Here is a 21,147-nt window from a genome sequence, read left to right on the forward strand (position 1 = left end):
ATTATGTGTGGACGTTTCACCCTTTTCACTGACATTGAAGAACTAAAAGATCGGTTTGATATTCAAGGATCATTTGATGAGGAATACCAATTCAGCTACAATATTGCTCCCTCCCAATCCGTGCTATCCGTCATTAATGACGGGGCAATGAACCGACTTGGATATCTTCGGTGGGGACTCATTCCTTTCTGGGCAAAAGACGAAAAAGTGGGCTATAAAATGATCAATGCCAGAGCGGAAACCATTGCAGAGAAAGCTAGCTTCAAGAATGCGTATAAGAAGAAGAGATGCTTGATAATCGCTGACTCATTTTATGAATGGAAGAAGACGCCAGAAAGAAAAATACCGATGCGAATAAAACTGAAGAATCATGCTCCATTTGGAATGGCCGGTATATGGGAATCCTGGAAATCCCCTGAAGGCCGCAGCATCTACACGTGCTCCGTTATAACAACCGTTCCTAATGAGCTGATGACCAGCATTCATGATCGCATGCCTGTAATCCTTAAACCAGAAGATGAAAAAGATTGGTTGAATCCATCCATTAATGATCCTGCATATCTGCAGCAGTATTTAAAGTCATTCGATTCGGAACAAATGGAAGCTTTTGAGGTATCGACTGATGTGAACTCGACTAAAAAAAATTCACCTAACCTAATACAACAAATTTGCTGAGAGGTCATTAGACCTCTTTTTATATTAATTCCGTCCCGATAAATATCATAGAAGACTCATTGTACTGATTAACTGCACATTTCAAGATCTCTTATTAATCAGTAAGAAGTGCATGTGAATACTTTAAAACTAAACCTTGCGAAAATAGACAAAATGCTGTACTCTTATATTTGCTTTTCAAAACGACTTCGATGTCACTTTTACAAACTCAGATGGTTTCAGCAAGCTTCCAGCCTGGGACTTTTCTGACAGGCATCGTAATATTTGATAAATTATATAATTTTGATCTTCTTATCAAGAGAGACGGAGGGACTGGCCCGAAGATGTCTCGGCAGCGGACTTAATAGGAGTGCTGTGCCAAATCCAGCAGGCTGATTTTCGCCTGAAAGATAAGGAGGGTGTTTTTTATAAATTAAAAGACCTCTTCTTGTTGTTTAATAGAAGGGGTCTTTTTTATGCTGATAGTTTTTTTAGCTAATAGCTCCATGAATGGGTAATCAAGTTCAAATTGGTGTTATTTGCGAAAACTGTTAAAAGAATAAAAGCTATGACACATGTCATGGGAAAAATAAAAAGAGGTGTACATCATGAGTGCAAACAATAAAGGGAATCCATGGGCATTGATTCCATTTGTCGTATTTTTAATTTTATTTATAGGGTCCGGAATCGTCACTAAAGATTTTTATTCATTTCCGGTGATTGTAGCAATTTCTATTGCATCAGCAGCTGCATTGGCAATGAATCGGAAAGAAAGTTTCAATCAAAAGGTTGATATTTTCTGTAAAGGTGCCGGTGACGCCAATATTATGTTAATGGTTATCATTTTCCTTTTAGCCGGCGCTTTTGCCGAAGTTGCAAATGGCATGGGGGCAGTTGAATCAACGGTGAATCTTGCCTTAGCCGTTTTTCCGCAAAATCTTTTAATGGTAGGGATATTCATTATCGCTTGTTTTATTTCTCTATCTATGGGGACTAGCATGGGAACGATTGTAGCCCTAGCACCTATCGGGGTGGGAATTAGCGAGCAAACCGATATTTCGCTTGCCTTTTCAATGGCTGCCGTTATTGGTGGTGCGATGTTTGGGGATAACCTATCCTTCATTTCAGATACGACAATCGCTGCAGTTCGAACACAGGGAACGAAAATGAAGGATAAGTTTAAGGTGAATTTTTTCATCGTTTTACCTGCGGCCATCATCACATGTGCCATTCTTGGAATTTTAACGATGGGTGAACAAGCCGACATCACCCAAAATTCTTATAATTGGGTGAAGATTCTTCCATACCTTTGCGTATTGATCACTGCATTGGCAGGAGTCAATGTGTTCCTGGTCCTTTCTATCGGAATTGTATTTGCCGGAATAATCGGCTTGGCGGATGGAAGTTATCAACCGTTGGGTGTCATTCAAAAAGTTGGTGAAGGAATGGCGGGAATGTATGAAATATCCTTCCTTGCCATTTTAATTGCAGGTATGGTTGCTGTAATAAAACATAATGGTGGCATCGATTATCTACTCCACCTCGTGACCCGAAATAGCAAATCAAAAAAAGGGGCGGAATTCAGCATTGCCGGGCTTGTTGGTTTGACGAACCTTTCAACGGCAAATAACACAATTTCGATTATCATTGCCGGGCCACTTGCCAAAAATATTGCTGAAAAGTATGGGATTGATCCGCGTAAATCGGCGAGCTTACTTGACGTTTTTGCCTGTTGTATCCAAGGGTTGATTCCATATGGGGCACAGCTGCTTGTTGCAGCAGGAGTAGCAAAGATTTCACCGATAAGCATCTTGCCGTATTCATATTACCCAATATTAATTGGACTTTGTGGAGTCGTTGCCATCTTGATTGGTTTTCCACGGTTTCGGCCTGGAGAAGATGTAGCGAAGAAACGTACTTCTTAAAATGAGAATAGGTAATGAAAAACACCCTGGATCATTGGATACAGGGTGTTTTCTGTATGATCGAAATACTAAAACATAAGCATAAAAATTATTCAGAAGTCACCCTCGCTCTTATTTCAGAATAAGTGTCCTAAACTAATCAAGGCCGTCTTCATCTGACCTGAAAATACCAATTCATCTGTTTGATATTTCTTTAATTTATGATAGACAAATTTTTTCCATAACCAAAATAACTGCGCTTCATTCCGGTCCATATTGATAATGGTTTTGCGTGAGGCATTTGTCATGAATAGAGGACAACACCAACTAAACCAGAAAGAATAATTACATAGGCTGGGTGCCAGCGTAATTTCATTAGGGCAAATAACGATAATCCAAAAACGAGTAATAAGCTAATCGTATGCCATGAAAAGTTCGGGGCTATCATATGATTGGAAAGTGCTAAACTGATTGCTGCAAAGAGGATTAAACTAGTGACAATGGGTCTTAATCCATAAAACATGGATTGAATAATTGGAAAATGATTCAATTTGCTGAAGAAGGTGGCTATAACGGTCACGAATATAATAGCAGGTAGCAAGATTCCGAGAGCGGATGATATGGCTCCTGCTAATCCAGCAGTCGAATAGCCAACGAGAATGGCACTATTGGCTGTGACGGGTCCTGGGGACATACCGGAAATGGCGATTATATCGGTAAATTGCTGCGTCGTCATCCATCCATGCTGTGAGACTTCCGATTCTATTACGGGAATCATGGCGTATCCGCCTCCGAACGATACAAAGCCGATAATAAAGAAGGTGCTAAACAACTCCCACAATTCCATCATAATATCACACGCTTTCTTGAAAATTAGTTAGACCCTTTTTTAGATTTACCTATATGCCAGCACCCATGAAAGGTTCGAAATCATTTTCTTCTTTTCTCATATCTTTTCTGTCCAACTTGACATCGTATCCTAATTTTCTCTTAATGGAGATTGTCACAATACCCGCTACAGCTCCTGCTACTATAACTATCACAGGGTGAAGAAAGAAGAGGACTGGAATTCCTACTAGTAAAATACAGAAAGTTGCTTTGTCTACAACAGCCGTTTTTCCTATCTTGATAGCCGCATAGGCGATGATGGCTACTATGGAAGCTCTGATCGATATGAATGCGGATTCTATCTTCGGATTATCCTGAATGAAAAAATACAAAATGCCTAGGAGCAGAACAATTAAAAAGGTAGGTAATGAAACACCGATCATGGCTGCCATTGCCCCCTTCATTCCGGCAATTCGATGGCCGATAAAGGTGGCGGAGTTAATGGCTACAGCTCCCGGTACGGACTGAGATAACGCAAAAACATCCGTAACTTCTTCGCTTTTCATCCATTTCCTCTTTTCGACCACTTCTTTTTCGATTAAAGGGATCATCGCAAACCCGCCTCCGAATGTGACAGGTGCTATTTTAAAAAAGGTCCAAAATAAATGGAATAGAGTTTTCCATTGTCCTTTCATTGACATCAGTCACTTCCTTTGCATGCTTTGTTTAAATCTTATTACTAACATATCAAAGAAAAAGGAATGGGTAAATTGCAACAAAATCATCGGGTATAACAAAACGTTATACCCAGAAGGTTTATCCGTTTTATAAAGAATGTCGCCAATAATTTAATAGCCTCACTTATTCAGGGATGTAGCACTCGTTTTTCATTTCACCATTTACCTTTATGATGCTATCATTTTAATTAACTATCAAAAAACATGGAGGTCGTTTTCTTGAAATTAGAAAATCTAAAAATGTTTTGTTTAGTGGTGGATGAAGGAAGCATAAGCCAGGCAGCGAGGTTAAGTTTCCTATCTCAACCCGCTGTAACAAGACAAATCCATCAACTGGAAAATTATTACAACACTTTGTTATTCGACCGTGAGGAAGGAAGGCTGAGAGTTACAGAGGCAGGAAAGTTGTTATACCCTTTTGCGAAAGCTATTGTAAATGACTTCAACCATTCAAAAGAAGTGATTCAGCAATCAACTGGCAAGTACAATGCAAACCTCATAGTTGGGGCATCTTTGACAATCGGTGAGTATTTGTTGCCGAGCTTGCTTGGGAGATTTAAAAAACAACAGCCTGAAATAAAAGTGACATTAACGATAAAAAATACCCCCCGGGTTCTTGAGGATCTTTCAAACGATGTCATTGATTTGGCCTTGGTGGAAGGGCTTGTGGAAAACAGCGATTTTATTGTAGAAAAGTTCGCCGAGGACGAATTGATATTGGTATGTCCGTCCGACCACCCATGGAAAGACAGAAAAGAAATTCAGCTTGAGGAATTGGGGAATGAAAGAATGATTTGGCGTGAATCCATTTCAGGAACACGGCTTATAGTAGAAAACATGTTAAGGGAGCATGGGGTTTTAGCAAAAATAGAAAGTTACATGGAGATTGGTAGCACACAAGCGATAAAAAGTGCGGTTGAAGCTGGACTTGGAATCAGCATTTTGCCAAGGTTGACAGTGGCCAGGGAATTGGAGCAAGGCTTTTTGAGGGAAGTGGTTATTTCCAGAATAGATATAACAAGAAATTTATGGCTAGTCAGGAAAAACAATCGTTTTAATAAAGTAGGGGTGTCTAAATTTGTTAATTTTCTTCAATAAGGAAGGAAAGCCTCTTTGGTTTACTATTACAATTTGGCAGCGTTTTCAGTTTCATGGTTAACGATGTGCCCCCGGCCCCCTTACCTTGAAAAAGTCATAGCAAATTGAATATACCCCATGATTATTCATAAAAGCTCTTCTCTATCGGGAGGGGCTTTTTGTATTGGGATGTTCAGATTAGCCGAACAAACGTATGTAAACAAGCAGTTTATATATAAATAAAATTGAAGTTACTATTAGAAATATGAAATATACTTAATGGCTAATTAATTATAAAATAAATTCAAATTATTCTAAAAATTTCTATAAAAAGAGAAAGTTTACTTCTTCAACATACGGAATATAGACATGATATCTGCTTATTCAAACGAGAAAGGGGTATGAAATGTCCAAAGTAACTTTTATTAAAGGAATTGTTTCCGTTCCCATTATTTTTGCTATACTCGCAGGAACTTCTGTTACAAATGCTTCATCCGATAAGCCGATGCCCGCAACAAATGCAACTATATCAGCAAATAAGGCTTTTTATGAACAGTTGAATTTTAAAGACAAGGAAGATTTCAAGAATGCACATAAAGGATTCATTGCACCCTTGAATATGAATCCAATAAAAAATTCAAAAGGTGACGTAGTATGGGATAGTAATCGATATTCATTCATCAAAGAAGATCAGCCGGCAAGTTTTACTGTAAACCCTAGTTTGTGGAGACAGGCACAACTACAAAATATAACAGGCTTATTTAAAGTGGTAGATGGCGTTTATCAAGTACGGGGCCAGGATTTATCAGTGCTTACCATTTTGGAAGGAAAAACAGGATTGATAGTTTTGGATACACTTTCTACAATTGAAACGGCCAAAGCAGCGATGGAGCTGTATTTTGAACATCGACCCAAAAATCCGGTAAGTGCCATTGTTATTAGTCATAGTCATGCGGATCACTTTGGTGGTATGAAAGGCATTGCTCAGTACGCTGAAAATCCAGCAAAGGTGCCCATTATTGTCCCCGCAGGTTTTAATGATGAAGCGCTAAGTGAAAACATTCTTTTAGGTAATATAATGTCTCGCCGTGCAGGTTATATGTTTGGAAATCTTTTACCCGCAAATGAAAGAGGATTTGTTACTTCTGGAATTGGCCCGGGATTAAGTAACGGAAATTTTAGCTATTTACCTCCAACAATGGAAGTAAAGGATGATATTCAAACGGTGGAAATAGACGGAATAACATTTAAGTTTTTATTGACGCCGGTTTCAGAAGCTCCTTCTGAGATGCATTATTATATCAATGATTACAAAACTTTAGTCGTAGCCGAAAACACAGGACACACGTTACATAACATTTATACATTAAGGGGAGCTAAAACCAGAGATACCTTAAAATGGGTGAAAGCACTTGATGAAACAGTTGATCTGTTTGGGAATGAAGATATAGATGCTATGGTTACCGCCCATACATGGCCCATATGGGGAAAAGACCATGTTCTGGAGCAGTTGGAAAGTCAGCGTGATTTGTATAAATATATTCATGACCAAACCATACGATTAGCTAATTTAGGACTCACACCTGATGAAATCGCGGAAAAGTTAAAGCTTCCTGAAAAGTTGGATAAAGTTTGGGCCAATCGGGGGTATTACGGAACATTGAAACACAACGTAAAAGCGGTATATAACTTTTATTTAGGATATTTCAACGGTAATCCATCCGACTTGGATACTTTACCACAAGAAGAATCGGGCGCTAAATATATAGAATATATGGGTGGGGAAAAGAAGGTCATTAAACGGGCAAAACTTGATTATAAAAAAGGGGAATATCGCTGGGTGGCTCAAGTCTTAAAGCATGTGGTCATGGCTAACCCCAAAAATACAGAAGCAAAAAATTTACTGGCTAATGCTTATGAACAATTAGGATACACAGCTGAATCTTCTGTGTGGCGTAATTTCTATCTAACCGGCGCAGATGAGTTAAGGAATGGTGTGGCAGACTCCAAGGGAACTGGCGGAATGATGAATCTCGATACGCTGCTCAATATGCCAATGGATGATTTCTTGAAATTCTTGTCCATTAAATTAAATGGAACAAAAGCGGAAAATAAAATTATGACATTCAATTTGACCTTTACAGATTCAAAAACCAATTACATGTTTGATCTGGATAATTCTGTATTGAACTTCAAAAAAGGGAAAATGGCGTCCAATCCTGATGCAACATTAACACTGGATAGAATAACCTTCTATCAGATTGCTCTAGGTCGTGAAGATTTATCCAAAATGGCAGCGGCCGGTAAAGTTTCCATTTCAGGTGATAAAGAACAGTTTGAAGATTTCCTGTCTTTGCTTGATCAATTTCAACCAAAGGTCAATATCGTTACTCCGTGATAATCAACTACTTTATAGCATGATGGATCAAGTGAGGGATGTTTCTATCCACGAGTCTACTTATTAGTCTCGTGGGTTTGAATGTATCAAATAATCTTGTAGGCATCCCAGTTTCGTTTTTTTAAATCATTATTGTCTTTATTGTCTTTTAATGAAAACGCTCCTAATAGTCACAGAACAAAAATCAATAAGTGAAAAGTGAATTTTCAGGCTTGGCATTTCGAAAGGGAATGTAAGCGCTTCCCTTATATAATTCAAAAGTTTTGTGAAAATATAAAAAATGGAGTGATGAGGAATGCAGCTGTATGCAAGTAAGAAACGAAAATTAGTGATTAGCGGCCTTTTATTTGTTGGGATGATTTTAAGCTTTTTTGATCGCGTTGCCATAAATGTCGGAATTATTCCTATTGCAGATGAGTTTCATCTCAATACGTCCCAGACAGGCTTTTTAATTAGTATATTTTTTGTTAGTTACTCACTCATGCAACCGCTTGGCGGATGGATGACCGATAAATATGGAGCAAGGGTCATGGTTACAGTTTCTTTATTTAGTTGGTCTTTATTCACTGTAATGTCTGGGTTTGCTTGGTCATTTATGTCTTTATTATTCATTCGTTTTCTGTTCGGGTTAGGTGAAGGGCCTTTCTATCCTGCCAGTATGTCCACTATAAGAAATAACTTCCCGGAAGAAGAACGGGGCCGGGCCAATTCGTTTTTCCTGTCCGCCCAGAATATTGGCGGGATATTAGGTACTGCTCTTGCCGCTTCAATGGTTGTAGCTTTCGGTTGGCGGGGCATGTTTACCATTGCCGGAATTCTAGGGATAATAATTTCTTTCGGTATTTGGTTCATTCTAAAGCCTCAAGGAACTCAAGAGGTTAAAAAAGACAATCCGAAACAAAAAAAGGTAGCCCTGAAACTATTATTTAAAATCGAAAACATTTGGAAACTCATAACTTTCAAGTTTATCTCAAATATTATCAACTATGGTCTGATCACTTGGATGCCTATATATTTGGTTAAGGAAAAAGGGGTTGATTTAATAGACGCCGGGGGTTTATTGGCAATCCCTTATGTTTTTGGTTTCTTGATGTTTAATGTAAGCGGATGGCTTCTGGATAAGCATATGGCTAACCGGGAGAAGTATCTTGCTGCTGCAGGCGCTTTATTATCGGCAATTTTTCTCTTTTTAATGTCTAACGCCACGTCCATAGCACTTTTCATCACTTATCTCACTCTCAACTCCATAGCGCTGTCTTTCTTTGGAACCGTTCTATATACGATTATCATAAAATACTCACCAAAGGAACTTACGGGCTCTGCCTCCGGACTCGTAACTTTTGCTGGTCAAATTGCAGGTGCGGTTTCGCCTTTAGCCCTCGGTATGATTATCAGTCTGTTTAATGACTCCTATAATGCAGCTTTCCTGTTTTTAGTAATAATGGCGTTATTGGGAACGGTTGTTGCCGTTTCTATTAAAAATAATCGGGCACAACCCGCTAAAGAATACGAAAAAACAACTACCATTGTATAAAATTGGCATTCTTCTTTTGAGGAGACAGTTTGAGATGTCCTGATTCCACATCTCTAGAATTGAAAGGGCTTTCTTTTCGAGGTATGATATTAGTAATAGGCTAGAAGGAGAATCAACCATGAATATTGAACAATTGGAATATATCATTAAGGTAGCCGAGGTTAACTCGATTTCCACGGCTTCAGAGAGCCTCCATATCTCTCAATCTGGAATCAGCATGGCCATTACGAGTCTGGAGAAGGAATTAGGTATAAAAATCTTCAAGCGGTCTAGGTTAGGAACGATACCTACAGAAGACGGAAAGGAAATCATTCAGAAAGCTCTTGAAGTATTAAGCAAATTAGAAGAAATAAGAGACAGTGCACAAATACATTCAGATACGATGGAAAAAGAATTACGCCTATCCTCTACACAAGGTTTATTTCTGACGGTTTTGCCTAAATCCTTGGCATTATTTAAGAAGAAGTATCCAGAGGTGAAAATCGTGATTGAAGAAAAGGGGGGACAAGAGATAACCGATGAAGTACTGAATGATAAGATAGACATCGGGCTATTGAACATTCCAAAGGTTAAACCAAAAGAAAATGAGTTGGAATTTCAACCTTTAATGGAAGCAAAAGTGATTGTTTCAGTCAGTAAGAATTCCGCTTTAGCCAAACGTAAAAGCATAACCCCACAAGAGCTAATGGACGAAAATTTGGTCGTTTACAATGGACCAAGAATGAAGGCGTTCATCAAAGGTTTTTTTGATCATTACGGTGAGATGAATATTTTGTTTTTCACAAATAATACAGAAATCATCAAAAAAACCGTCGCTGAGGGATTAGCCATTGCCTTTTCCTATGATATTGGAGTTAACAGCGACCCCTATTTCCTAAGCGGGGAACTTGTGGCCATTCCTTTGGTGGAGCTAGAAAATAATACAATGGAATTCGGTTATGTTCGCTCTAAGAAGCAGTATTTTTCAAAAGCTGCCAGGGAGTTTATTAAATGTCTCGAATTCTATACTACTCTTAAATATTAGTTTCCCATGATGAAGGGGAACTAATATTTTTTTGTATTTACATCAATTTTTCTTATGTTTATATCATATATGATTATTTTACTTAAGTATTATTTACAATTAAAATTAATTTTATAACATTTTAAATATTTGAACAGTTTGACAAAAACCAAAAAATGAAAGGGGAAACTTATGGTAACAACGCAGGAAGAGAAATTAGAGGTACTTCAAGCAAAGTTGCAGGATTTCATTCAAAATGAATTGCTTCCATATGAACAGGAGCATGGATTGAACGCTGAAGAGGATATACCGAGGGAATCCATACAATGGGCAAGAAAACGATCCAGGGAATTGGGTTTTTATGGAATTAACCTCCCTGAAAAGTATGGTGGACAAGATGTTAGCTTAAAAGGATTATGCATGTTCAAGGAGGAATTGGCCCGTTCCGGAGCGGTGTTATGGGGGCAGGTTATCGGCGAGATTGGCGGGCCGCTAAGAATTGGTCAGATGCTGGAAAGTTTTACACAGGAGCAAATAGAAAAATATGTGATGCCCGTCGTGAAGGGGGAAGCTAGCTGCTGCTTTGCCCTTACAGAACCAAATGCCGGATCGGATGCCTTTGCTATCGAAACAACAGCTGTCAAAGACGGAAATGATTATTTATTGAATGGAAAAAAACATTTTATCAGTGCTGCACCCTATGCTGATTTCGCCATTGTCATAGCGAAAGAATATCAGGAAGGAGAAAAAGGAAGAATCACTGCTTTCCTAGTAGATAAAAAAACACCCGAATATTCGGGGTTTGAACTAGGAGACATTCAAGTTCCCCTATCAGGAGAGCGCATACATGCTGAATTAAATTTCAATCAATGTCGAGTGCCTGCCGCCAATATAATCGGAGAACCAGGAAAAGGGTTGCTGCTCGGATTGAAGAGAATAAACACAAATCGCGCTTCCCATGCGGCCGGATTTATCGGAATGGCTCAACACCTTCTCAATTTATCTATTGAGCATGCTAAAACGCGAGTCCAACATGGACGGCCCATTGGTGACTTCCAGGCAATTCAGCATATGCTCGCAGAAATGGCGACGGAAATCTATGCAGCAAGGTGCATGGTCTATGATGTGGTTGAAAAAATTGATCAAGGAAAAGAGGATCGGGCAGGCACGTCCATGGCAAAGCTGTTTGCTTCAGAAGTAAATAGCCGTGTGGCTGACAAGGCCATCCAAATCTTTGGCTCCAAAGGCTTGGTAAAAGGTCATCCAGTAGAAAAAATGTACAGGAGTGCACGGATGTATCGGATTCTGAGCGGGACCTCGGAAATTCAAAAAAATACAATTGCCAAAGCATTATTAAAAGGGTAAAACCTTTTTCGAGGGAGGAAAAAATACATGCTGCATAAGTTGACATTTCAGTCACTGTTGAATAAAGGAATGAAACGATTCGGCGAACTGCCTGCAATTACCTTGTTGCCAACCGGGGAAACGATAACCTACGACGAGTTATGGAAGAAAACTGAACTTATCTCTTCTTATTTACTTCGCTTAGGTGCAGGAAGGGGTGTCCGCATAGCGACCATCATTCCAAACAGTTTGGAAAGTGTGATGTTTGGTTTGGCCATCCAGCAATGTGGAGCTACCTTAGTGCCATTAAGTGAAAAACTGGGAAAACGAGAAATACAATTCATCCTTAAGGAAGCAAAACCAGAAGTGGTCATAATAGCTACAAAGACACACTTTGACACCTTCTTTGAGTATTTGGAAGAAATGAAGAAGGAAGATGTCCATGTCATTGGGCTTCCTGGCTTTAATATTAATTATCCAGAGGAGTTTGAACGGTTTCAATGGCCCAGTGAAATAAATAATTTAGACTTGCCATTAGCTGAAGCGGAAGACATTGCCCTTCTTTCATATACAGGCGGGACAACGGGTACACCGAAAGGCGTCATGCATTCCCAAAAGGGACTCGGCGCCGCCATACTTTCTGCCGCTATCGAAGACCCACTTGACGACCGAGACCGAGTATTGCTAAGTACGCCTATTGTGCATTCAGCCGGTTCATTACTTTGGAGATCCCTTGTTTCGGGCGTCCATGTCTATGTGATGGGCTCATTCGACGCTGCAGAATTCATACGGGCGATAAAGGAACATGAAATTACGACGACTTTCATGGTACCGACCATGTTATACAGATTACTTGATCAGACAAAGAAGATGGAATATGATATGAGCTCCATGCGCAATATTTTCTACGGCGCGTCACCAATTTCACAAAAGCGCCTTAAAGAAGCTTTTGAAGTATTCGGGCCCATTATGCGCCAGCAATACGGCATGACAGAATGTAATATTGTCATTACAAGACTATCGAAAAGCGCTCATGTATGGGCTTATCATAACAATTCGGAAATTTTGAAAAGCTGTGGAAAACCGTGCATTCTTACCGAAGTTCGACTGATTGATGATGAAGGAAATGATGTAGAACCTTCCGAGCTTGGCGAAATTATCGTAAAATCCCCAGCGATGATGGCAGGCTATTATCAAAGACCTGATCTTACCCAGGAATACATCCGTGATGGCTGGTTCTACACTGGTGATATTGGTAAATGGGATGAAAGCGGTTACCTTTATATCGTAGATCGAAAGAAAGATATGATCATTTCAGGCGGGATGAACGTATATTCTTCAGAAGTTGAGCGGGTGGTGAACCTGCACCCTTCTGTTGCATTAAGTGCTTGCATAGGTGTTCCCCATCCAGATTGGGGAGAAGTAGTGTGTGTCGTTGCATCACTGCAAGAAGGGTTGAACTGTACTAGTGAGGAATTAATTGATTTCTGCAAACAAAGAACCTCAAAGTATATGGTTCCTAAAGTTGTCTATTTTCTAGATAAGTTTCCATTAACGCCGATTGGAAAAATTGATAAGAAAGAATTAAGAAAGATGTTTGCACAAGGTATTCTAACCATCTAGGAGAGGCAGAACAAGGATATCATAAAAGAGCTAATTTCAACCTTGGGACCTACAGCAATCCAGAATATAAGATAGAGCAGATGAATGCAAAATAAGCCTCGCACGTTAATCTGGAATCAGGACGTGTGAGGCTTTTATGTACTATATCTAAGTTGTTTTTGAATAGAAATTTAATTAACGTTGTAGTGAACGTTAAATGAAGTGAGGAAGAAAGATTATTATCTAAAGGAAATGATACTGAAATATTATATTTTTCTATTGATTACACCAATTCATGAATGAAAAAAATAGAGTGTTAGGATATAATATATTATTGTATTGGAGATTCATAACGGAATTTCCTTTTTTTTATGGCTTCATTTTTTTATCTCCCCAATGAACAGGGGAATAAATTATAGCTGTATATGTTTTTATAATAATAATTATAGTGTAGTAGAGGGGTTTGTTTTAATGGAGATGTTAGAAAATTTTATTAGTGAGACAAATGATGTGTTGTGGTCATCCATTTTAATCATCATGTTAATTGGATTGGGACTTTATTTTTCCGTACGCACGAAGTTTGTTCAATTCAGAATGGTAGGGGAAATGTTCCGGCTATTGGGTGAAGGGGCCACTGCGGAAAAAAAAGGTGTGACATCCTTTCAGGCATTTTGTATTAGTACGGCTTCCCGGGTGGGAACGGGTAACCTTGCAGGTGTTGCCATAGCGATCACGATGGGCGGACCTGGAGCCGTTTTCTGGATGTGGTTAATAGCACTGATCGGATCTGCTTCGGCTTTCATTGAAAGTACGCTTGCTCAAATCTATAAGGTCAAGGATGGGGATGCATTCCGCGGCGGTCCTGCGTATTATATGGAAAAAGCATTGAATGCCCGCTGGATGGGCATCACGTTCGCTGTGTTGATTTCGCTTACATTTGGACTTGCTTTCAATTCGGTTCAAGCCAATACGATTACAAGCGCATTCAATGAATCGTTTGGAATTGAAAAGTGGGTTACGGCTGTCATCCTGGCAATCGTCACGGCTGTCATCATTTTTGGCGGGATCAAAATGGTTGCAAAGGTCTCTGAAGTCATCGTTCCGATCATGGCAGGAGCCTATGTTATAGTGGCGTTAATTATCATCATCATGAATATTACCGAGTTACCTGGTGTTTTTGTTCTGATCTTTGAAAGTGCATTTAATGGAATAAAAGAAGTGGCTGGCGGAGTACTGGGAGCAGCCATGATGCAGGGAATCAAGCGCGGCCTATTTTCAAATGAAGCCGGGATGGGTAGTGCACCTAATGCTGGTGCGACGGCAGATGTCAGTCATCCCGTTAAACAAGGGCTCATTCAGTCACTAGGTGTTTTTGTCGATACGCTCATCATTTGCAGTTCGACTGCCTTCATCATTTTGTTTTCAGGTCTTTATACATCGAAGGAAACGGACGGAATCGTCCTTACCCAAAATGCCCTTGGAACGGCATTGGGATCTTGGGCGGGTATTTTCCTTGCCATTATTGTACTGTTATTCGCTTTTAGCTCCATTGTGGGCAACTATTATTATGGAGAGTCGAACATTGGCTTCATCAATGAAAAAAAGGTTTGGTTAAACATCTATCGTATCGCAGTCGTAGGGATGGTGATATTCGGTTCTCTTGCCTCACTGGATTTTGTTTGGGGACTGGCTGACTTGCTGATGGCCCTTATGGCCATTATCAACCTGATCGCCATAGCATTACTAGGGAAGATTGCATTTGCTGCACTGGCGGATTATCAAAAGCAAAAGAAAAGTGGGAAAAATCCTGTCTTCCATGTGAACAATATTAAAGGTTTGAAGAATGTGGAATGTTGGGGTGACCCATCCGATAATGTGGATGTGAAGAAGGAAGCCTAAGCTCTCAATAAGCTTACATGTAAAGTCCTTGAAAGGGTATTTTACTTGTAAGCTTTTTTTTCCCTTTTCCCTCCTTTTTTTATCATTATTGAATATTGCTTCAGTTTTTACACAAAATACTTTTGTCTTTAATACTGCTGTCAATGGATGATTGGACAATTAAAAAAACTAGGAGTGAAAAAAATGGATAGCAAGCAATCAAAAAATGAATCTTCTGAAATTGCCGGAAGAACATATGATGTTAGTGATTATAAACGGGAAGATAATTTATCCTCTGGACTGGCTACAACCCACGAACAAGTATCGGATACTTATGCGGAAGGCGAGATAAAAGCAGTCGTTGATGATGTAAACGGAAGAGATATTGAGCTTGCAAAAGAAAGAACTGAGGAAGAAAAGTAATAAATAATAAGATTTTTGTTTTTTAGGAACAAGAATTATCGCCTGTTATTTTAAAGATATATCGGTTTGATCCCCTAGTTTTTGGATGAAACAAGAGCTAGGGGATGCTTAATTAATAAATACTTTCAGTCTCCAACAATTGAAGCAATTCTTCCTTCGTTCTTGGGAAAAGGTCCCGTTCTGCAGGTTCCCTTGATTGATGAAGGGCTTGAAACATTTCAAAAACCCACGGCTTCTCCAGATGCGCTTGCAGCAAAACGTCTTCATCATGGAAAACGGATACGGGGTCCCCTTGGTATATGACCTTACCATCGTTCATGACCACGACTTCATCAGCCCATTGATAAGCTAAATTAACATCATGAGTTGACAGGATTATCGTTTTGTCCTGGTGGTGGATACTGTCCAGCAGAGCCATGATCTGCTTTGAGAAATAAGGATCCAATCCAGCGGTAGGTTCATCCAAGAGCCAGACATCGGGTTCCATGGCGAGTACCCCTGCAATGGCGACACGTTTTTTTTGCCCTAGGCTCAAAAAATGGGTGGGTCTGTCTTTCAGTTCGGTTACTTCCGTTTCAGCCATTGCCCAATTTACTTTCTCCTGGACTGCATTTCTATCCCAACCTAAATTCATCGGTCCAAACGATATATCCTGTTGTACATTAGCGGAAAAGAGCTGCGAGTCGGGATCTTGAAAAACGATCCCGACTTGCTTTCGTAATGATAATAATGCTTTACGGTCATATTTCATTTTCTTGCCCTTAAATCTGATCTTTCCTGCTGTAGGTTGTAAAAGACCATTTAAATGCAGGAATAAAGTCGATTTGCCGGCACCATTATTGCCTAATAACGCTATCTTTTTACCATGTTGAATCGTTAGCGAAAGATCGTTTAAAGCGAACGTTCCATCTGCGAATTGATGGGTGAGGCCTTCTATATGAAAAATATGCTCGTCCATTCTTGGTTTGCCTCCAATTTACAAAAATCCATTAATAAAGATTAAGCTTCCTAGTATTACAATCGCGATCAGCCAATTGCGTGAGGAATAGGTGTAAGTATCCTCGATATAGGAAAGGTTCTCCTGATAGCCTCTAGCGTTCATGGCCATCGTCAAATGTCCAGAGCGCTGCAATACTCCTAAAAATAATGATGAGATTAGTAATCCGAGAGATCGAATGCCTTTCCTTAACGAACCATACCCCAGCCGTGAAGCTTGTGATTGGTGAATGGCCAAAGCTGTATCTAAAAAAATAAAGATGAAGCGATAGGTCAGCTCTATTAAATCGACCAATAAGGAAGGCACTTTAAGTTTTCGCATCACCGATAGGATGACGGTAATGGGTGTAGTCAAGGTAAGGAAATATAAACAGCTGATGCTGCCTAATACGACAGTGATCAAATTGATCACTGTACCTATGCTGTCATCGCTGATGAAAATTTGCCAGTTCCCGACCTTCCAGGACCACCATATATTCGAAATCGAAGTAAATTTGCTTGTAAAAGAAAAAAGGATGGTAATTGTTCCTGATAGTATAAAAAATCCTGGTAATAGAAGTAATTTAAGATAATAAGAAAGCGGGATTTTTGCCCCAAAAATGATTAAAGCACTCATCACCGTAAAAGTGATGAGCGAAACGGTCATATCCCTTACCGTTAACGAAAATAGCAAAAGGGAGAGTGCAAAAACCATCTTTTCCAACGGATGTACATCCTTTAGCCCATTGAAATAGGCATATTTATCAATGAGTAACATGATTCGATTTTTCGGGAATTTCTTGTTTGGTTTGCTTATTTCTTTGTCTCGTTACACCTATGAAATAACCAATGAAACCAGCTCCGATTGCAGCTTGCAGCGCAAATAATAAGCTTTCGGTTTCTGCACCTGGCGGCTCCCAAATACTGTTGAACCATGGCTTGTATTCCGGCTGGATTTTAGTGATGGCTTCTTCAGCTTCGCCATCGGCACCGCCAAATTCCGTTCCTTGTTGTGTGATTAACGGTATGGTAGCAAGAATGACGACCAGGAAAAGCAGCAGTAAACTTTTTTTCATGTTAACGGGCCTCCTTAGATAAAACTCGCAGCAATTTCAATTCGCCTAGATTGTATTTTTTTAAGAAATTCATCACGACGACTGTCAATAACCCCTCACTGATTGCCAAGGGAATTTGGGTCAGGGCAAAAATCCCTGCAAATTTACTGAAAGAGGCCATGAATCCTCCTACCTCGGATGGAAAAGCAAGAGCAAGTTGAACGGAAGTCACCACATAGGTTCCCAAATCTCCAAAAGCAGCTGCCAAGAAAACGGCAAGTGAAAAAGACCACCCCAATTTAGTTGCGCCCTTGAAGACGAAGTAAGCAATGAACGGTCCGCAAACGGCCATGGAAAATGCATTGGCCCCTAATGTCGTCAATCCTCCGTGAGCCAGTAAAACAGCTTGAAATAACAGAACGATGGAGCCAACGACACTCATGGCCAATGGTCCGAATAAAATGGATCCCAAACCAACTCCGGTAGGGTGTGAAGAACTTCCCGTAACGGAAGGAATCTTTAGGGCCGATAAAATGAATACAAATGCACCCGATAGGCCAAGCATCATTTTTGTTTCTGGGTTTTCCCTTACTTTGGATCTAATGGACCGGTAACCCAAGATTAAAAATGGAAGGGTAACGGCCCACCAGAATATAGCCCATTCAATGGGTAAAAAGCCCTCCATGATATGCATGGCCATTGCCCTTTTTGGGACAAAAAGCAGTAAAATGACAAAATAAATAATTTTCCAATTGGTTCTTTTCATTCTTTCTCCTTTCAACACTTTTAATTTTTCTGATCAATCTTGAGAAGAAAGGCGCGCCCAACATAAAAAGCACTTCTCTCAAAGGAAAGAAGTGCGTAATGAACAGGAATTTTGCAGCATAAACCAACCATGGGCCTTTCTGCCTGATCCGCACACCCATCCTCGTAGGTTGAAACAGTTTCACGCTTCATGGCAGGTCTCCTGGCTTTGGTTCATCATCCCATTACATCCTTCCCATCTAATTTGACAGTGGATTAAAGTTAAAGTAATAGGACTTCCCTTTACAGTGGCGGGACCGCTCCGGATTTTCACCGGCTTCCCTTTTAAGCTGAATTCCGAAAAATTCAACACCATAAAACTTATGTAATTATTTAGAAAATTCTCGTATAGTGTACCATAAAGAAATAATTCCAGCTACACTATATTTTTTTTTTGACTAAGTTTGTTGCAAGGAAAGGCCTGTGGGAAGGATATACTCTATTAAACTTTTCTAAACAGTCGGAATAAACTATTGAATTTTGATAAAGTTGTTATATGATAGATAAAGTTAGTTAGAAATGTATATTAAAACCAAATATTATATTTTAAAAGTGCTCTTGTGTGAATAAGCAAGGGATAATAGGGAAATCGGTGAAAATCCGATGCAGCCCCCGCTACTGTAAACGCTGATGAAATTGTCGATAGCCACTGGCATTGTTGCCGGGAAGGGACAAAGTAAAATGAAGCGTAAGCCAGGAAACCTGCTTTTAAAATTGCATGATACTTTTCGGAGGGAAAGGTAGAAGGACTATGACGATTTTGGGAGATTGGGCATTCTTGCCTGGGGCTCCTCATTCATATAGTTTTTTTAAACCTTGACTCTTATGTTAAGGTTTTTTATTTTGCCTTTTCCCTGAACGCAGGAGGAAGAAGATGACTACTTGGAACTTAATGGGTACAAATACACATCTGTTGATTTGTAATGGAAGCAGCTGCATGAAGAAGGGCGGGGAAGAAGTAACCCAAGCGATTCGCGATGAAATTGCTTCCAAAGGACTGGATTTGAAAATCCATACAACCAGGACACGGTGTAACGGAAGATGTAAGGATGCCTGCGTTGTGATTGCCTATCCTCAAGGAAACTGGTATCGAGTGGAAACGCCTGATTTCGGTCGCCAGATTGTCAGCCATATTGATGATGGGGAGTTTGTTCCACAAATGATCTACCAATTCAATGATGGGGAAATGACACCGAATCCAGATTTTCCTGCTCATACGGGTATTTCAAAGAACAAAGCGTAAAAAGGAGATGTCTTAATGAGTACAAACGGTAAATTATTCGTCGTGGGCTTTGGGCCAGGGAATTTTGAACACATTACCAAACGTGCTGTCGAAGCCCTTCAAGAAAGTGACTACATCATTGGTTATAAAACTTATGTTGAACTCATTCAGGGACTGCTCACAGATCAAACGATTATTAGTACGGGTATGACTGAAGAGGTATCACGTGCACAGGAAGCAGTGAAACAAGCGGAGCTGGGTAAGAAAGTTGCGGTAATTTCCAGCGGGGATGCCGGAGTTTACGGAATGGCTGGCTTGGTTTATGAAGTATTGATTGAAAAAGGCTGGAAAGAAGAAACTGGAGTGGGCATTGAGGTCATTCCTGGCATTTCGGCAATCAACTCTTGTGCATCATTACTTGGGGCACCAGTCATGCACGATTCGTGTACGATCAGTCTCAGTGATCATTTAACTCCTTGGGAACTGATCGCTAAAAGGGTTGAAGCAGCTGCAATGGCAGACTTTGTCATTGCCCTGTATAATCCGCGCAGCGGCAGGCGGACCAGGCAAATTGTTGAAACACAGAACATTCTCCTTCGCTACCGTTCGCCCGATACACCTGTCGGGTTGGTGAAAAGTGCTTATCGCGATAGGCAGGATATTGTCATAACCAATTTGAAAGATATGTTGAATCACGATATTGGAATGTTGACCACCGTCATTATTGGTAATTCATCCACCTTTTTATATGATGACAAAATCATCACACCAAGAGGCTATCAGAGGAAATATACTTTGAATTCGGAAAAGCAACCATTGAAGCCGCATCAGCGTCTGCAAAAAGAAGCGGAACCGTGGGCATTAGATCAAGAAGCCGATTCTGTGCAAGAAGTCTTCATCGAATCCGCTGGGGGAGTTGGATTACTTACAAAAGCACCAGAAAAGAAGCCAGCTTCCTTTGAAATGGCAATGGAAGCACTGTCAAGAGTCAAGGGTCAAACCGTTCAGCAATCCATTGAGCCAATTGTTCAGCAAAAAATGGAGTCGGTATTCGAACTTGCCGTTAGTCCAGGTGTGGCGAATAAACAATTCACTCCCAAACAAATGATGACACTTGCGGAAGTTGTCGGGGAAAAGGGCACGATGGAATACACGCCAAATCATAAAATCGTATTAAAGATTCCGACAACGGATCCGGAAGTCATTACGGGGAAATTGCAATCAGCAAACTTTCTATTATCGCCGATTGGAGATGTACTGACATTAAAAGCCTGTGATTTCTGTGATGGTGAAAAAACGGAATCCATTCCTTATGCGGATGAAATACATCGGGTGCTTGGCGGAATGAAAATGCCCAAGGAACTTAACATCGGTTTTAATGGGTGTGGGATGGCTTGTTATAGTGCTGTGATGGATGATATCGGGATTGTCTTCCGAAAAGGGAAGTTCGACTTATTTCTTGGAGCTAAACCGGTTGGAAGAACAGCCCATCCAGGTCAGCCGGTTGCGGAAGGCATTGAACCGGAACAGCTTGTTGAACTGATTACGGACATTGTCGCGGAGTATAAGCAAAATGCCCATCCAAATGAGCGGCTTTTTAAATACTTCAAACGTTCGAAAAAGATACAGAATTTTTCTTATCAGGACATCGCTCCAAAAATAAACATAGAGCCTGCGCCTTGTGAGGACTAATCAAGAGGGGGAAAGTA

At 40.1% G+C, this 21,147-nt stretch carries 19 protein-coding genes and 3 riboswitches; of the genes, 12 read left to right on the forward strand and 7 right to left on the reverse strand.

Features of this window, described 5'->3' with window-relative positions:
* Nucleotides 1–3: 3 nt before the first annotated feature.
* Nucleotides 4–675 (forward strand): SOS response-associated peptidase, encoded by a 672-nt coding sequence (locus AC3ISB_RS11480; protein WP_144528053.1) that lies wholly within the window; start codon nucleotides 4–6, stop codon nucleotides 673–675.
* Between the two features lie 288 nt (nucleotides 676–963).
* Nucleotides 964–1,071, forward strand: a riboswitch (SAM riboswitch).
* Between the two features lie 191 nt (nucleotides 1,072–1,262).
* On the forward strand, nucleotides 1,263–2,579 hold the full coding sequence (locus AC3ISB_RS11485) for a Na+/H+ antiporter NhaC family protein (RefSeq protein WP_098371833.1): 1,317 nt from the start codon (nucleotides 1,263–1,265) through the stop codon (nucleotides 2,577–2,579).
* Nucleotides 2,580–2,862: 283 nt separating this feature from the next.
* Here AC3ISB_RS11485 and AC3ISB_RS11490 read toward each other — a convergent pair whose 3' ends face one another.
* Both AC3ISB_RS11490 and AC3ISB_RS11495 read right to left on the reverse strand, forming a co-directional pair.
* Nucleotides 2,863–3,408 carry a chromate transporter gene (locus AC3ISB_RS11490; RefSeq protein ID WP_260399714.1) on the reverse strand — a complete coding sequence of 182 codons (546 nt, stop codon included), beginning with the start codon at nucleotides 3,406–3,408 and terminating at the stop codon, nucleotides 2,863–2,865.
* A 49-nt stretch (nucleotides 3,409–3,457) separates the two neighbouring features.
* Nucleotides 3,458–4,087, reverse strand: coding sequence for a chromate transporter (locus tag AC3ISB_RS11495; RefSeq protein WP_260399715.1), 630 nt, complete (start codon nucleotides 4,085–4,087; stop codon nucleotides 3,458–3,460).
* A gap of 255 nt (nucleotides 4,088–4,342) precedes the next feature.
* Here AC3ISB_RS11495 and AC3ISB_RS11500 point away from each other — a divergent pair, with 255 nt between their 5' ends.
* The 8 genes from AC3ISB_RS11500 to AC3ISB_RS11535 all read left to right on the forward strand — a co-directional run bounded on the left by AC3ISB_RS11500 (nucleotide 4,343) and on the right by AC3ISB_RS11535 (nucleotide 15,382).
* A complete protein-coding gene (locus AC3ISB_RS11500; protein WP_489276446.1) occupies nucleotides 4,343–5,221 on the forward strand; it encodes a LysR family transcriptional regulator in 879 nt (292 codons plus the stop codon).
* A 385-nt stretch (nucleotides 5,222–5,606) separates the two neighbouring features.
* Nucleotides 5,607–7,598: an alkyl/aryl-sulfatase gene (locus AC3ISB_RS11505; protein WP_489276447.1), complete on the forward strand. Its 1,992-nt coding sequence runs from the start codon at nucleotides 5,607–5,609 to the stop codon at nucleotides 7,596–7,598.
* A 295-nt stretch (nucleotides 7,599–7,893) separates the two neighbouring features.
* Nucleotides 7,894–9,132 (forward strand): MFS transporter, encoded by a 1,239-nt coding sequence (locus AC3ISB_RS11510; RefSeq protein WP_489276449.1) that lies wholly within the window; start codon nucleotides 7,894–7,896, stop codon nucleotides 9,130–9,132.
* A 118-nt stretch (nucleotides 9,133–9,250) separates the two neighbouring features.
* Nucleotides 9,251–10,156 (forward strand): LysR family transcriptional regulator, encoded by a 906-nt coding sequence (locus AC3ISB_RS11515; protein WP_144528057.1) that lies wholly within the window; start codon nucleotides 9,251–9,253, stop codon nucleotides 10,154–10,156.
* Between the two features lie 171 nt (nucleotides 10,157–10,327).
* Nucleotides 10,328–11,500: an acyl-CoA dehydrogenase family protein gene (locus AC3ISB_RS11520; RefSeq protein WP_489276452.1), complete on the forward strand. Its 1,173-nt coding sequence runs from the start codon at nucleotides 10,328–10,330 to the stop codon at nucleotides 11,498–11,500.
* A 27-nt stretch (nucleotides 11,501–11,527) separates the two neighbouring features.
* Nucleotides 11,528–13,102, forward strand: coding sequence for a class I adenylate-forming enzyme family protein (locus tag AC3ISB_RS11525; RefSeq protein WP_098371840.1), 1,575 nt, complete (start codon nucleotides 11,528–11,530; stop codon nucleotides 13,100–13,102).
* Nucleotides 13,103–13,552: 450 nt separating this feature from the next.
* A complete protein-coding gene (locus AC3ISB_RS11530; protein WP_098371841.1) occupies nucleotides 13,553–14,980 on the forward strand; it encodes an alanine/glycine:cation symporter family protein in 1,428 nt (475 codons plus the stop codon).
* Between the two features lie 183 nt (nucleotides 14,981–15,163).
* On the forward strand, nucleotides 15,164–15,382 hold the full coding sequence (locus tag AC3ISB_RS11535) for a YozQ family protein (protein WP_098371842.1): 219 nt from the start codon (nucleotides 15,164–15,166) through the stop codon (nucleotides 15,380–15,382).
* Between the two features lie 112 nt (nucleotides 15,383–15,494).
* On the opposite strand, the gene AC3ISB_RS11540 is transcribed toward AC3ISB_RS11535, so the two are convergent.
* From AC3ISB_RS11540 to AC3ISB_RS11560, 5 genes are all read right to left on the reverse strand, one after another.
* Nucleotides 15,495–16,340, reverse strand: a complete 846-nt coding sequence (locus AC3ISB_RS11540) for an energy-coupling factor ABC transporter ATP-binding protein (RefSeq protein ID WP_098371843.1) — start codon at nucleotides 16,338–16,340, stop codon at nucleotides 15,495–15,497.
* A gap of 18 nt (nucleotides 16,341–16,358) precedes the next feature.
* Nucleotides 16,359–17,135 carry a cobalt ECF transporter T component CbiQ gene (gene cbiQ / locus AC3ISB_RS11545; RefSeq protein WP_098371844.1) on the reverse strand — a complete coding sequence of 259 codons (777 nt, stop codon included), beginning with the start codon at nucleotides 17,133–17,135 and terminating at the stop codon, nucleotides 16,359–16,361.
* On the reverse strand, nucleotides 17,122–17,433 hold the full coding sequence (locus tag AC3ISB_RS11550; RefSeq protein ID WP_098371845.1) for an energy-coupling factor ABC transporter substrate-binding protein: 312 nt from the start codon (nucleotides 17,431–17,433) through the stop codon (nucleotides 17,122–17,124). The genes cbiQ and AC3ISB_RS11550 overlap by 14 nt, the downstream gene beginning before the upstream one ends.
* A gap of 1 nt (nucleotide 17,434) precedes the next feature.
* Entirely contained in the window at nucleotides 17,435–18,178 is a 744-nt protein-coding gene (locus tag AC3ISB_RS11555) for an energy-coupling factor ABC transporter permease (protein ID WP_098371846.1), read from the reverse strand.
* 20 nt (nucleotides 18,179–18,198) lie between these two features.
* Nucleotides 18,199–18,369, reverse strand: a complete 171-nt coding sequence (locus tag AC3ISB_RS11560) for a hypothetical protein (RefSeq protein WP_179086154.1) — start codon at nucleotides 18,367–18,369, stop codon at nucleotides 18,199–18,201.
* A riboswitch (cobalamin riboswitch) is annotated at nucleotides 18,353–18,548 on the reverse strand. (Overlaps the previous gene by 17 nt.)
* A 201-nt stretch (nucleotides 18,549–18,749) precedes the next feature.
* Nucleotides 18,750–18,940: riboswitch (cobalamin riboswitch) on the forward strand.
* A 150-nt stretch (nucleotides 18,941–19,090) separates the two neighbouring features.
* Here AC3ISB_RS11560 and AC3ISB_RS11565 point away from each other — a divergent pair.
* Both AC3ISB_RS11565 and cobJ read left to right on the forward strand, forming a co-directional pair.
* Entirely contained in the window at nucleotides 19,091–19,459 is a 369-nt protein-coding gene (locus tag AC3ISB_RS11565) for a (2Fe-2S) ferredoxin domain-containing protein (RefSeq protein ID WP_098371847.1), read from the forward strand.
* A gap of 15 nt (nucleotides 19,460–19,474) precedes the next feature.
* Entirely contained in the window at nucleotides 19,475–21,130 is a 1,656-nt protein-coding gene (cobJ, locus tag AC3ISB_RS11570) for a precorrin-3B C(17)-methyltransferase (RefSeq protein ID WP_098371848.1), read from the forward strand.
* The last annotated feature ends 17 nt before the right edge of the window (nucleotides 21,131–21,147 follow it).

The organism is Peribacillus sp. GL_122, assembly GCF_057835005.1.